Source organism: Cellulomonas sp. A375-1 (genome assembly GCF_001040865.1).
Classification (GTDB): domain Bacteria; phylum Actinomycetota; class Actinomycetes; order Actinomycetales; family Cellulomonadaceae; genus Cellulomonas; species Cellulomonas gelida.
The window spans coordinates 1-13,309 of the sequence record NZ_LFKW01000041.1 but is presented as its reverse complement, the minus strand read 5'-3'; the positions used below and the strand labels follow the sequence as shown (position 1 = coordinate 13,309).

Annotated in this window: 10 protein-coding genes; 4 read left to right on the top strand and 6 right to left on the bottom strand. The window is 74.1% G+C overall.

Going from position 1 to position 13,309, the window contains the following annotated elements; translation table 11 throughout:
* On the top strand, nt 1-1,420 hold a 1,420-nt coding region (locus tag CWIS_RS04720), incomplete at its 5' end, for a flavin-containing monooxygenase (protein WP_369796483.1).
* Nucleotides 1,421-1,527: 107 nt separating this feature from the next.
* Here the strand turns inward: CWIS_RS04720 and CWIS_RS04715 are convergent.
* From CWIS_RS04715 to CWIS_RS04700, 4 genes are all read right to left on the bottom strand, one after another.
* On the bottom strand, nt 1,528-2,952 hold the full coding sequence (locus CWIS_RS04715; RefSeq protein WP_048342100.1) for a cellulase family glycosylhydrolase: 1,425 nt from the start codon (nt 2,950-2,952) through the stop codon (nt 1,528-1,530).
* A 275-nt stretch (nt 2,953-3,227) separates the two neighbouring features.
* Nucleotides 3,228-5,240: an acetate--CoA ligase gene (gene acs, locus CWIS_RS04710; protein WP_048342099.1), complete on the bottom strand. Its 2,013-nt coding sequence runs from the start codon at nt 5,238-5,240 to the stop codon at nt 3,228-3,230.
* Nucleotides 5,241-5,405: 165 nt separating this feature from the next.
* The gene (locus CWIS_RS04705) at nt 5,406-6,206 is read right to left on the bottom strand and encodes a hypothetical protein (protein ID WP_048342098.1); all 801 of its coding nucleotides are present in this window, start codon (nt 6,204-6,206) and stop codon (nt 5,406-5,408) included.
* A gap of 47 nt (nt 6,207-6,253) precedes the next feature.
* Nucleotides 6,254-7,216, bottom strand: coding sequence for a formate/nitrite transporter family protein (locus tag CWIS_RS04700; protein ID WP_048342097.1), 963 nt, complete (start codon nt 7,214-7,216; stop codon nt 6,254-6,256).
* A gap of 91 nt (nt 7,217-7,307) precedes the next feature.
* On the opposite strand from CWIS_RS04700, the gene CWIS_RS04695 reads away from it, so the two are divergent.
* Nucleotides 7,308-8,435 carry an NADH:flavin oxidoreductase/NADH oxidase gene (locus CWIS_RS04695; protein WP_048342096.1) on the top strand — a complete coding sequence of 376 codons (1,128 nt, stop codon included), beginning with the start codon at nt 7,308-7,310 and terminating at the stop codon, nt 8,433-8,435.
* A gap of 87 nt (nt 8,436-8,522) precedes the next feature.
* Here CWIS_RS04695 and CWIS_RS04690 read toward each other — a convergent pair whose 3' ends face one another.
* Nucleotides 8,523-9,911 carry an NAD-dependent malic enzyme gene (locus CWIS_RS04690; protein ID WP_048342095.1) on the bottom strand — a complete coding sequence of 463 codons (1,389 nt, stop codon included), beginning with the start codon at nt 9,909-9,911 and terminating at the stop codon, nt 8,523-8,525.
* 89 nt (nt 9,912-10,000) lie between these two features.
* Here CWIS_RS04690 and CWIS_RS04685 point away from each other — a divergent pair, with 89 nt between their 5' ends.
* Nucleotides 10,001-10,933, top strand: coding sequence for a Fic family protein (locus CWIS_RS04685; RefSeq protein ID WP_231583660.1), 933 nt, complete (start codon nt 10,001-10,003; stop codon nt 10,931-10,933).
* 395 nt (nt 10,934-11,328) lie between these two features.
* Here the strand turns inward: CWIS_RS04685 and CWIS_RS04680 are convergent, their stop codons facing one another.
* Nucleotides 11,329-12,165, bottom strand: a complete 837-nt coding sequence (locus CWIS_RS04680; RefSeq protein ID WP_048342094.1) for an HAD family phosphatase — start codon at nt 12,163-12,165, stop codon at nt 11,329-11,331.
* Nucleotides 12,166-12,470: 305 nt separating this feature from the next.
* Here CWIS_RS04680 and ssd point away from each other — a divergent pair.
* Nucleotides 12,471-13,309: septum site-determining protein Ssd (gene ssd / locus CWIS_RS04675; protein WP_197080760.1), on the top strand; the 839-nt coding region annotated here is incomplete at its 3' end.

Here is a 13,309-nt window from a genome sequence, read left to right as displayed (position 1 = left end):
TGCGGAGCCCGCGACGGCCGAGCCCGCCGATGTCGCGCCGGTGGCCGAGCCCGCCGGTGTCGCGCCGGTGGCCGAGCCCGCCGGTGTCGCGCCGGTGGCCGAGCAGGCGCAGGGGGTCGTCGGCGGACGACGAGCCCGGCGGGCGCGTGCCGAGGCCGAGGCCGAGTCCCGTCCGGAGGTCGACGGCACCCAGCAGGACGGCGCGCCCACGGTGGTCGACGTCGACGTCGTCGTGATCGGAGCCGGCCAGGCGGGCCTGTCCGCGGCGTACCACCTGCACCGCGCGGGGCTCGTGCCCGTCGGCGACCGCGGCTGGCAGGACGCGGCCGCGACGTTCGTCGTGCTCGACGACGCGCCCGAGCCCGGCGGCGCGTGGCAGCACCGGCCGCCCGGCATGCGGGTCTCCGACGCGCACGGGGTGCACGACCTGCCGGGCATGCCGCTGCTCGTGCCGGACCCCTCCGAGAGCGCCGCCAAGGCGGTGCCGTACTACTTCGCGCAGTACGAGGAGGCGTTCGGCCTGCACGTGCAGCGTCCCGTGACCGTGACGCGCGTCGAGGAGGACCCCGACGAGCCGGACGACCGGCTCGGCCGCGGGCGCCTGCGGGTCACGTCGCACCTCGTCGACACCAGCGGCGAGTCGGTGGTGTGGCGTGCGCGCGGGGTCGTCAACGCGTCGGGCACGTGGCGCAAGCCCTTCTGGCCCACCTACCCGGGCCGTGCGGCGTTCCGCGGCCGTCAGGTGCACTCGCGCGACGTGCGTGACCCGCACGATCTCGCCGACGGCCACGTCGTCGTCGTGGGCGGCGGGACGTCGGCCGTGCAGCTGCTGCTCGAGCTCGCCCAGGTCACGACGACCACGTGGGTCACCCGCCGCCCGCCCGCCTGGCGGCACGGCGACCTGACGCCCGAGCTCGGGCGTGCCGCCGTCGCCCTCGTCGCCGAGCGCACCGCGGTGGGGCTGCCGCCCGGGTCGATCGTCTCCGTCACCGGTCTGCCGCTGACCGACGCGTACCGCGAGGGCATCGCGTCCGGCGTGCTGCGGGCGCGGCCGATGTTCAGCCGGATCGTCGCCGACGGCGTCGCGTGGGACGACCCGGTCCCGCCACCCGTGCCCGCCGTCGGTGCCGGCGGTGCGCCCGACGACCCCCTCGTCGGGCCGGGCGCGTGGGTCGGCGGCGACCCGCACGTCGAGGCGCGCACCATCGTGTGGGCCACGGGCTACCGGCCCGCGCTCGACCACCTCGCGTCCCTGCGGCTGCGGGGCCCGCACGGCGGGGTCGTGATGGAGGGGACACGCGTGGCCGCCGACCCGCGGATCCACCTCGTCGGCTACGGGCCGTCGGCCTCGACGGTCGGCGCCAACCGGGCCGGTCGTGACTCGGTCAAGGAGCTCCTGACGCACCTCGCCCTGGCCTGAGCGCGAGGCTCGGACCAGGGCGAGGCGGCGCCGGTGCTCGCCGGCGCGTGCCCGTCGGACGCGTGCTCGTCGGACGCAGGCTCGTCGGACGCAGCGGACGCGTCAGCTCAGGCGCACGTCACGGGGGGCGGCGTGCTGGGCGCGGCACCCGAGCCGATGAACCCGTACTCGGCGGTCTGCCCCGGCGCGAGGGCCCCGTTCCACGGCGCGTTCGTCACGGTCACGGTGGACGTGCCGCTGAACGTGCCGCTCCACCCCTGCTGGACGGTGGCACCCGACAGGGCGAACGTCGTGCGCCACGACGAGAGCGCGGTCGCGCCCGCCTTGACGGTCACCGCGCCCTGGAACCCGCCGGGCCACGAGCCGACGACCGTGAAGGTCGCCACGCACGTGCCGGTGGGGTTCGTCGTGGGCGACGCGGTGGGCGTCGGTGACGGCGTGCTCGTCGGGGTGGGTGTCGGCGTCGGCGTGACCGTGGGTGTCGGCGTCGGGGTGGGCGTCGGGGTGGGCGTGGAGGTCGGCTGGGTGCCGAAGATCTTCGCCGTGACCGCGGTGGCCTTGATGCCGTTCGCGCCGTCGAAGATCCGCGTCCCCCACGAGGTCTTCTGGGCGGGGTTGAAGCCCGTGACCATGTCCAGGTACTCGACGCCGCCGCCGTTGCCGGACCACGACCAGCCGTAGTACCCGAGCCCCCGCGCGACCGCCTCGGACATGATCGTGTCCTCGTCGGGGTCGCCGTCGGAGTGCATGTTGCCGAACTCGCCGATCACGAGCGGCAGGCCCTTCGCCTTGAACGCGTCGAGGTACGTCTTGATGGTCGAGGCGTTGTTGTAGACGCCGTACATGTGGACGGAGAACAGGACGTTGCCGTCCGGGTCGCCCGCGGCGACGGTCTGGGCGTTGTCGCGCATGATGCCTGCCCAGTCCTGACCCCACGACGGTGCGTCGATCACGATGTTGTGGTGCAGGCCCGCGGTGCGCAGCTTCTTGATCGCCGCGATCGAGTCAGCGGTCCAGCCGGCGTTGGCGGTGGCGTTGTTGCCGTACGGCTCGTTGCCGATGTTGATCTGGACGTAGTCCTCCTGGCCCTTGAGGGCCGAGGCGATGCTCACCCAGTAGTCGGCGGCCTTGTCGAGCGTGACCGCACCGCTCTGCTCGCCGTAGCCCGTGGTGTCGTGGTTCTCGAGCATGCAGATGAGCTTGTTGGCCTTGCACAGGCTGATGATGTTCGCGACGTCGGTCGCGTCGTTCTTGGTCCAGCGGTCGCCGCCGGACAGCACGACGCGCAGCGCGTTGGCCCCGGCGGCGCGGATCGCCGGGATCGCCGTGGGTGTCTGGGACGTGTACCAGGTGTGCGCGTGGCTCACGCCGCGGGCGACGAACGGCGTGCCGTCCTTCTCCAGCAGCTGCGTCCCGGAGACGTGCAGGCCCGGGGGCGTCGCGGCGGTGGCCGACGTGGCCAGGGCCGTGGCGCCGAGCGCGACGACCATGGCGGCCGCCGCAGCGCACGCGAACAGGGGTCGAGACCTCATGGAAAACCTCTTCCTGAGAGCCTCGGCGACTGGGCTGGGTAGCCGAAGATCATCGTGGGTCGTGGCCACGGCGTGCGTGGCCGGTGGGGTTGGCTGAGTACCCGCCGAGGGCAGGCACACCGTCACCCAACCAGGGCGGTCGCCGTCGGGACACGCGCCTAAACGTTGCGCGTCGGGGACGACGAACGCGGCCCGGGACGGTTGCACGTCCCGGGCCGCGTGACCTGGAGGCCGCCGCCTCGTGCGGCGCCGCGGCGGTTCTCGGCTCGCGCCCGTCAGTCCTGCGACGAGGCCGAGGGTGTGGACAGACCCTGTGCGATGAGATCCATCACCGAGGAGTCGGCGAGGGTGGTCGCGTCGCCCACCGCCCGGTGCTCGGCGACGTCGCGCAGCAGCCGGCGCATGATCTTGCCCGAGCGCGTCTTGGGCAGCTCCTGGACCACGAGCACCTGGCGTGGCTTGGCGATCGGCCCGATCTCCTTGGCGACGTGGTTGCGCAGCTCGAGCTGCACCTCGTCGGGCGAGGACTCGCCCACGCCCGCGTCACCGCGCAGGATCACGAACGCGACGACCGCCTGCCCTGTGGTGTCGTCGGTCGCGCCGACCACCGCGGCCTCGGCCACCCACGGGTGCGAGACCAGTGCGGACTCGATCTCCGTGGTCGACAGCCGGTGACCGGACACGTTCATCACGTCGTCGACCCGGCCCAGCAGCCAGATGTCGCCGTCGTCGTCCTTCTTGGCGCCGTCGCCCGCGAAGTACAGGCCACGGAACCGCGACCAGTACGTGTCCTTGTACCGCTGCTCGTCGCCCCAGATGCCGCGCAGCATGGCCGGCCACGGCTCGGTGAGGACCAGGTAGCCGCCCGCGCCGTTCGGGACCGGGTGCGCGTCGTCGTCGACGACGTCCGCCGCGATGCCGGGCAGCGGGACCTGCGCCGAGCCCGGCTTGGTCTCGGTCACGCCCGGCAGCGGGCTGATCATGATCGCGCCCGTCTCCGTCTGCCACCACGTGTCGACGATCGGGGCCTTGTCGCCACCGATGACCCGGCGGTACCACATCCACGCCTCGGGGTTGATGGGCTCACCCACCGACCCGAGCACGCGCAGCGACGACAGGTCGAACTGGCCCGGGATCTCCTCGCCCCACTTCATGCACGTGCGGATCGCCGTGGGAGCGGTGTAGAGGATCGTCACGCCGTACTTCGCGATGATCTCCCACCAGCGGCCGCGGTGCGGGGTGTCCGGGGTGCCCTCGTAGATGACCTGCGTCGCTCCGTTGACCAGCGGCCCGTACACGACGTACGTGTGACCGGTGATCCAGCCGATGTCGGCCGTGCACCAGTAGACGTCCGTCTCCGGCTTGAGGTCGAACACGTTGAGGTGCGTGTACGCCGCCTGCGTGAGGTACCCGCCGGTCGTGTGGAAGATGCCCTTCGGCTTCCCGGTGGTGCCCGACGTGTAGAGGATGAACAGCGGGTGCTCCGCGTCGACCTCGACCGGCGTGTGCTGGTCGGACGCGGGGTCGACCACGTCGGACCACCACACGTCGCGGCCCTCGGTCCACTCGACGTCCTGTCCCGTGCGCTTCACGACGAGCACGTGCTCGACCGACGTCGGACCCTTCGCGAGCGCCTCGTCGACCGCGGGCTTGAGCGCGGACGGCGCGCCGCGCCGGAAACCGCCGTCGGCCGTCACGACGAGCGTCGCCTCGGCGTCGAGGATGCGGCTGTGCAGCGCCTCGGCGGAGAAGCCGCCGAACACGACCGAGTGCGGCGCGCCGATGCGGGCGCACGCGAGCATCGTGAAGACCGCCTCCGGGATCAGCGGCAGGTAGATCGCGACGCGGTCGCCCGTGCCGACGCCCAGCGCCGTCAGGGCGTTCGCGGCCTTCGAGACCTCACGCTGCAGGTCCGCGTAGGTGATCGTGCGGGTGTCGCCGCCCTCACCCTCGAAGTGCAGCGCGACCCGGTCGCCGCGGCCCTCCTCGACGTGCCGGTCCACCGCGTTGTAGGCGGCGTTCAACCTGCCGTCCGCGAACCACCGCGCCACCGGCGCCTGCGACCAGTCGAGCACCTCCTGGAACGGCGTGCTCCACGAGATGAGGTCGCGCGCCTGCTCGGCCCAGAAGGCGGGGCGGTCCGCGTTCGCCCACGAGTAGAGGTCCGCGGTGGCGTTCGCCTGCGCGACGAACTCGGCAGACGGCGGGAAGCGACGGTCCTCGGAGAGAAGGTTCTCCAGGCCGCCGGCGGTCGGGTCGGACACGCAGGCCTCCAGGTGCAGCGACATCGGTGCGGGTCGAACGAGGCAGGACCAAGGTCCTTCCGTGGGGAGACTCTAGCCACCACCGGGCCCGATGCGCCCTGCGGTGGGCGGTATCCGGCGGTTCGCGGGTCGCGCAGCGACCTGCGGGGTGCCGCGCGGTGGGACCCGTGCGCGCCGCTCGTCGGGAGGTCAGCGGTGGCGCTCGCGGAACGCCCCGAGGGCGAGTCCGCGCCGGTGCGCCGCGAGCGCCACGACGCCCGCGAGCAGCAGCAGGAAGCCCGCGACCAGCAGCGTGCCCGACGTGCCCGCGACCGTGACCTCGAGCGCCGTCGACCGCCAGCTGCTCTCGTCGACCACGCGGAGCACCTGGGCGTGCACCACGTGCGGGGCCGTCAGGGCGACCGCACCGAGCACCGTGAGCACCACGCCGCCCGTGATCGGAGCCGCGGGGGTCCACACCGCGAGCAGCGCGACCCACCCCAGCGCGACGAGCGCGAGCACGACGAGCACGACGCCCGACCAGTCGACCGCGTCGTCCCAGCCCACCACCTGCACCGCGAGGATGCGCGACTGCCCGAGCAGCAGCACCGTCACCGCGAGGGGAGCGAGCAGGAGGCCCGCGAGCGCACCGAGCACGTGGGTGCCCGTCGCGGTGCGGTGCGGTGCGTTCGGCGAGGGGAAGAGTGCGGGGTCGTCGGCGCGCGTCTGATCACCGGCAGGCTGTGTCGCCTGGGGTGGCGTCTGCCCGGTCGTGGGCTGCTCCGTGCCGCCGTCGGGCGGGCTCGCGAGGACCGGCGCGGGCGAGGGTGCGGGCGGTGGTGCGGGGACGGTCGAGGGCCTGGCGCCGCTGGGTGGCGGTGGCGGAGGGGTGGGCTCGGGGCGCACCACGGCGTGCCGGGCGGTGTCCGAGGAGGGCTCGGAGGTGCTCGTCGGGCCGGCGGCTCGTCCAGCGGCCTCGGCACGAGCGGTCTCGTCGTCGGAGGTGCTCATCACGGCTCCCGGCTCCGGGCGGTGCCGGCTCGCACCGCCGTCACCACTCACCGTAGGGCGGGTTCGCTCCGGGTCGCCTGCTCGGGGACGCGAGTCGCGGAGGAGTCGCGGTCGTCCGCCTGCTCGTCGGTCGGGGTCGCGGCGACGTCGCTCGCAGGCACGCCGTTCGCGGGCGCGTCGGCCGCCGGCTCGTCGGACGGCGTCACCGCCGCCGTGACGGCCGCGGTCGGCTCGGTGAGGCGCGGCGTCGCGCGGTACGCGTACGCGGCGCCGACGAGCAGCGCGCCGCCGATCGTGTTGCCGAGGCCGACGAAGAGCATGTTGCGCGCGAACTCGAGCACGGTCGCGCCCGGCAGGTCGCCGAGCAGGCCGAGCGACATCGTCGTCATGTTCGCGACCACGTGCTCGAAGCCCGAGGTGATGAAGACCATGACGCACGCGAAGATCGCCATGATCTTCGCGGCCTCGTCGCGCAGCTTCGTCGCGCACCACACGCCGAGGCAGACCAGCAGGTTGCACAGGATGCCGCGGACCAGGAGCTGCACGTTCGTCTCGTGCGCCTTGTGCTCGATCATCCGGGCGATGTTCTCGCCCGCCGCGGTGCCCGGTGCCGTGACGCCGGACAGGTGCACGAGCGTCGCGAACAGGAACGCGCCGACGAGGTTCCCGGCGAGCACCGCGAGCAGCGTCACGCCCGCCTTGCCCCAGGAGATGCGACGGCGCATCGCGCCCTGCGTGAGCATCATCATCGCGGACGTCGCGAGCTCGCCCCCGGCGATCACGACGATCGTCAGCGCGACGCCGAAGACCATGCCCTGCACGAGCGGCGCGAACGGGTTCCCGGCGGCGACGAGCGGGCCGCCCGCCTCGACCATGATGACCACGCCGATGCCGATGTACGCACCGGCCAGCATGGTGCGGACCAGGAACAACCACGGCGTCGACAGCAGCTCGACCTTGTGGTGCGCGTTCTCGGCCTGGGTCTCGACCGCTTCCTCGATGCTCAGCACCTGGCCATGCTCGCGTGGACGCGTATCCGGTTCGTGGGACGAAAGGCTGCGCGCGCGGGTGAGACGCGCTCGGGGACGTAGATTCGCGCGCGTGACGCACCTGTTCTCACCCCTGACCCTGCGTGGCACGACGTTCACCAACCGTGCGTGGCTCGCGCCCATGTGCCAGTACTCGTCGGTCGACGGGTTCGTCGACGACTGGCACCTCGTGCACCTGGGCGCACGCGCGTCGGGCGGGTTCGGCCTGCTGCTCACCGAGGCGACCGCGGTGGTCCCCGAGGGTCGGATCACCCCGCAGGACGCCGGGCTGTGGTCCGACGAGCACGCGGTCGCGTGGCGGCGCGTCACCGACTTCGTGCACGCGCGCGGCACCCGGATCGGCGTGCAGCTCGCGCACGCGGGGCGCAAGGCGTCGGTGTACCGGCCGTTCTCGGCGTCGTCGGGCACCGTCCCGGCCGACGACGGGGGCTGGACGACGCGCGGTCCGTCGGCGCTCGCGTTCCCCGAGCTCGCACCGCCCGCCGCGCTGTCGGCCGACGAGGTCGCCGCGGTACCCGAGGCGTTCGCCGCCGCCGCGCGCCGCTCGGTCGACGCCGGGTTCGACGTCGTCGAGGTGCACGCCGCGCACGGCTACCTGCTGCACCAGTTCCTGTCGCCGCTGTCCAACGAGCGCACCGACGCCTACGGGGGCTCGCTCGAGAACCGGGCGCGCCTGCTCGTCGAGACCGTCGACGCGGTGCGCGCCGCCTGGCCCGACGACCGCCCGCTCTTCGTGCGCGTGTCCGCGACCGACTGGGTCCCGGACGGGCTGTCCGTCGAGGACGTCGCGCAGGTGGTGCGCGCGCTCGTCGGGCACGGTGTGGACCTCGTCGACGTCTCGACCGGCGGCAACGCGCTCGCGGCGATCCCCGTCGAGCCCGGCTACCAGGTGCCGTTCGCCCGGCGGGTCCGGGAGGTCTCGGGGCTGCCCGTGGCGGCGGTCGGCCTGCTCGACGACCCGGCGCTCGCGGAGCAGGTGCTTGCCGACGGCTCAGCCGACGCCGTGCTCGTCGGACGCGGTGCGCTGCGAGACCCGTCGTGGCCGTTGCGCGCGGCGCACCACCTCGGCGTGCGGCTCGGCGAGCTGCCCGCCTCACCCGAGCCGTCCGCGTCCGTGCCGCTGAAGGCCGTCACGACGACGGGCTACCAGCCCCAGTACGTGCGCGGCGCCTTCCGCTGACCACGCCCGCCGGGGCGCGAGTCGATTGGGTGGACCCGGTCATGTACGGCGTGACCTTCTCCACCCAGTGGCGCGGTTCGAGCGGCGTCAGGGGTGGTCGTGGGCGGCTTCCGCGACCGCGGCCGCGACGCGCGTCGTGACCTCGGGGTTGAAGACGCTCGGGACGATGTAGGTGGGGTTGAGCTCGTCGGGGCGGACCACCGCGGCCAGGGCGCCGGCCGCCGCGAGCAGCATGTCGTCGGTGATGCGGTGGCTCTGCGCGTCCAGCAGGCCGCGGAACACGCCCGGGAACGCGAGCACGTTGTTGATCTGATTCGCGAAGTCGGAGCGGCCCGTGCCGACGACCGCCGCGTACTGCGCCGCGTCGTCGGGGTCCACCTCGGGGCGCGGGTTGGCCAGCGCGAACACGATCGCGTCCTTCGCCATGTGGGACACGTCGCGGCCCGTGATCACGTCCGGCGCGGAGACGCCGATGAACACGTCCGCCCCCACGAGCGCCTGCGGGATCGTCCCGGTCACGCCGCGCGGGTTGGTCACCGAGGCCGTCCACCGCAGCGACTCGGTCAGGCCCGGCCGGTCCGGGTGGACCACGCCGTCGATGTCCGCGACGACGACGTCGACCGCCCCGGCCGCGAGCAGCAGCCGCAGCACCGCCGTACCCGCCGCACCGGCACCCGACAGCACGATCCGCACGTCCTCGATGCGCTTGCCCACCACCTGCAGCGCGTTCGTCAGCGCCGCCACCACGACGATCGCCGTGCCGTGCTGGTCGTCGTGGAACACCGGGATGTCGAGCCGCTCGCGCAGCCGCCGCTCGACCTCGAAGCACCGCGGCGCGCTGATGTCCTCCAGGTTGATGCCCGCGAACACCGGAGCGATCGCGCACACCGTCTCGACGATCTGGTCGACGTCCGTGGTGTCGAGCGCGATCGGGAACGCGTCGATGTCCGCGAACCGCTTGAACAGCACCGCCTTGCCCTCCATGACCGGCAGCGCGGCGAGCGGGCCCACGTCGCCCAGGCCCAGCACGGCCGTGCCGTCGGTGACCACGGCGATCGTGTTGCGCTTGATCGTCAGCCGCCGGGCGTCCTCCGGGTGCGCGGCGATCGCCTCGCAGATCCGCGCGACGCCCGGGGTGTACGCCATCGACAGGTCGTCGCGGTTGCGCAGCGGGACCTTGGACGTGATCTCGAGCTTGCCGCCCAGGTGCATGAGGAACGTCCGGTCGCTCACGCGGTCGACGCGCACGCCGTCCAGGCCGTCCAGAGCCGCGACGACTTGCGCGGCGTGCTCCTCGCCGCGCGTCGCGCACGTCACGTCGGCCTGCATCTGCTCGTGCTCGGACGCGGTGACGTCGAGCGCGGTGACGATGCCGCCCGCCTGCTCGATCGCGGTCGTCAGCTCGCTCACCGCCGTGGGGCGGGCTGCGAGGTGCAGGCGGACGGTGATGGACGACGACACGCTGGGCCCGGCCATGGCGCCAGTGTGCCGCGCGGTCAGTGGCCGCGCACCGTGCTCGGGCCGCGCGGCCGTTCGGGGACTCGGGGCGCGGGTACCGTCGCGGGGTGACGCGGGACGTGCTGGCCGGGTGGGTCGAGATGACGGCTGAGGCCGTCGAGAGCGCGCGCACCGCGTGCGACGAGCTGCGCTGGCACGAGGCGTACCGCAGGCGCTGGCGAGAGGTGCGCGCCGAGGCCGGGCTGCGCGCCGCGCACGCCAGCGCCTCGCTCGAGGGCGCGCGGCTGCCGCTCGACCTCGTGCGCTCGCTCGCGACCGGCACGACGAGCTGGGCGACGAGCTCGTCGTCCCCGCCCGACGACGGTGCACGGGCGAGTGCCCCGCTGGGGGCCGGTGCCGCGCCCACCGGCGTGCAGTACGCCGGTGGGCGCGGCGTGGATGCGCAGTCCGTGCTCGTCGGGGCGCTGCGCGGGTCCTCGCTCGTCGAGGCGCTCGTGCCCGACCTCGGCGCGCAGCAGCGTGCGGCGCTGCCGCCCCTGCCGCAGCTGCTCGCCCGTGCGCACACGGTCGTCGGTGCCGGGTGGTTGCCCGTCGACGCGCTCGGGCGGCTGCGTACAGACGAGCCGGCGCTCGACCAGCGAGGGCTCGGCTCGTCGTCGACAGGGCTCGAGGTCGCGTCGCGCATCGACCTGCTCGCCCGGACCGTCGCCACGACCACCGCGCCCGCGCTCGTCGTCGCGGCGCTCGTGCACGCGGAGGTGCTGGCCGTGCGGCCGTTCGTCGCGGGCAACGGGATGGTCGCTCGGCTCGTCGCGCGGGTGATCGCCACGTCCGGCGGGCTCGACCCGACCGGCTCGATCCTGCCCGAGCTCACGTGGGCCGCCTCGCCCCAGCTCTACGTCGCGGGGGTGGCGGGCTACGCGACGGGGGAGCCGGACCGGGTCGCGGCGTGGGTCACGGCGTACGCGTCGGCGGTCGTCGCGGGCGCCACAGCAGCGCGCGCGGTGGCGGACTCGGTGCTCGCCGGCTCCCTGTCCTGACACGTCCGTCGTCGCCCGCGAGGTCGTCAGGACTGTGCGAGGTCGTCAGATCCCGCTGACCTCGGTGGCGGCTGACGACCTGACCGCGATGCCGGACGGGATCGGCGCGCACGAGCGACGGCGCCCCGAGGGACGCCGTCGTCGTGTCTGCTGCCTGAGGGTGATCAAGCGTGCACTCTCGTGGTTCGCAACGGGACCAGCCCGGTCGACCTGCCCGAAGGTGGGCTACACCTGCGCGTGGGTACCCTCGCGGCTCTGCAGTTGTGACTCCGTTGATACCCCCGATCGCGGGGTTCGGATAGTGGTGCCGTCGTCGTCGCAGGTGACCGGCCCCGCCGGTTCACAGTCTGGGACCGGTGTCCGCAGTCCGGACGGGCCAGGGAGCGTGCCGTGCGTCAGCGCCCGCGTGCTCGGCGCCGGTGCCAGAGCCACCACGCGAGGCCCCCGGCGACCACCGCGGCGACGACGAGCGCGCTCGCGACCCGTGCCTCACGGTCGAAGTCGAACAGCGGCACGGGCCGTCGGAACGCCAGCACACCCCAGCCGTTCTCGACCGCGAGCCGCCGCAGCGCGCGGTCGGGGTTGACCGCGAACCCGTGCCCGACGACGCCGAGCATCGGGGCGTCCGTGATCGAGTCGGAGTACGCGAAGCTCGACGCGAGGTCGTAGCCGTGGGACTGCGAGAGCTCGCGGATCGCCTCGGCCTTGTTCTCGCCGTAGGCGTAGAAGTCGATGTCGCCCGTGTAGAGGCCGTCGACCACCTGCATGCGCGTCGCGACGACGTGGTCCGCCCCGAGCACCGCCGCGATGGGCTCGACGATCTCGCTGCCCGACGCCGAGACGACCACCACGTCCCGGCCCGCCGCGTGGTGCTCCGCGATGAGCGCGACGGCCTCGGCGTAGACGGTCGGGTCGATCGCCTCGTGCAGCGTCTCGGCGACGATCTGCGACACCTGCGAGACCGGCCAGCCCGTGACCGTGCGCGACAGGTTCGCGCGCAGTCGCTCGGTCTGCGCGGCGTCCGCGCCGCCGACGAGGTAGAGGAACTGCGCGACCGCGGTACGCAGGACGTTGCGGCGCGTGAGCAGGCCCTCGGCGAGGAACCCGCGCGAGAACGCCGTGGCCGACGACGTGGCGATGATCGTCTTGTCGAGGTCGAAGAACGCTGCGGCGCGCGTGGGCCGGTGCGCGGTGCGCGCGGGCTCGGCCCGGTCGTCGGCGTCGTCGGCCATCGGCGCGCTCCTTCCTCGGGTCGCGGGCTCGTGGTGCGTCACGTGCCCGGGGAGGGCACCCCCGCGAGCGTAGCGACCTCGTCCGACACGGCACCGGCGGGGCCGGACGTTGTCGGCGCGACCCGACCCCAGCCCACGTCGACGGCGTGCGCGTCCACAGGTTCGTCGAGGCGCACCGCTCGCCGCCGACGCGGTGCGCCAGGGTCGGCACATCCGCGCTTGCGACGAGCCCGGGCGACGCAGGCCGCCTGCTGGCGCACGCCGCCGGCCGAGCGGGCGATGGGACGACCGAGGGGAGGCGGAGCGTGGGGGCAACGGACGAGCACGGCGTGTGGCGGGGCAGGGACACGTGGCCGACGGCCGAGGGCACCGAGCTGGACGCTCCGCCGCCGGCGGCCTCGTCGTACCGAGCGGTGCCGAGCCGCGGACCGGGCGCGGGTCAGGACCCGGCGCGTGCGCGGGTGATCGGGGTCGTCGGCGGGCGTGGTGGGGCAGGCGCGTCGACGTTCGCGGCGGCGCTCGCGGCGCGGTTCGCGCGGCGCACCGCGACCGCGCTCGTGGACCTCGACCGGTGCGCCGCGGGCATCGACGTCCTGCTGGCGCTCGAGGACACCGACGGCGTGCGCTGGCCCGACCTGACCTCGGCGCGCGGCGACGTCGACGGCACGCAGGTGCTCGCGCTGCTCCCGCGCTGGGGGCCGTGCGCGGTGCTCAGCGCCGACCGGCAGCGTCCGTCGTTCCCCGAGCCGGGCGTGGTCGCCGACGTGCTGCACGCGCTCGCCGGGGTGTGCGGCGTCGTGGTGCTCGACCTCGAACGCGCCGGCGTCGTGACCGGGGAGTCGGTCGCCGCGGCATGCGATGCGATCGTCGTGCTCGCGCCGCGCGACCTGCGCACCGTCTCGGGCGTCCTGGCGATGCGCGACCGGCTCGTCGGCCACGGTGCGCATGTCGGCATCGTCGCTGTCGGGCCGTCCCCGGGCGGGCTGGGGGCGGACGAGCTCGCGCGTGCGGTGGAGCTGCCGGTCCTCGCGCGGCTCGCCGTCGACCGCCGCACCGCGGCCGCGACGGAACGCGGTGGGGTGCCGTTGACCGGTGCGGTCGCGCGGGCCGCGGCGCGCGTCGCGCGAGCCGTGGGCACCGATCG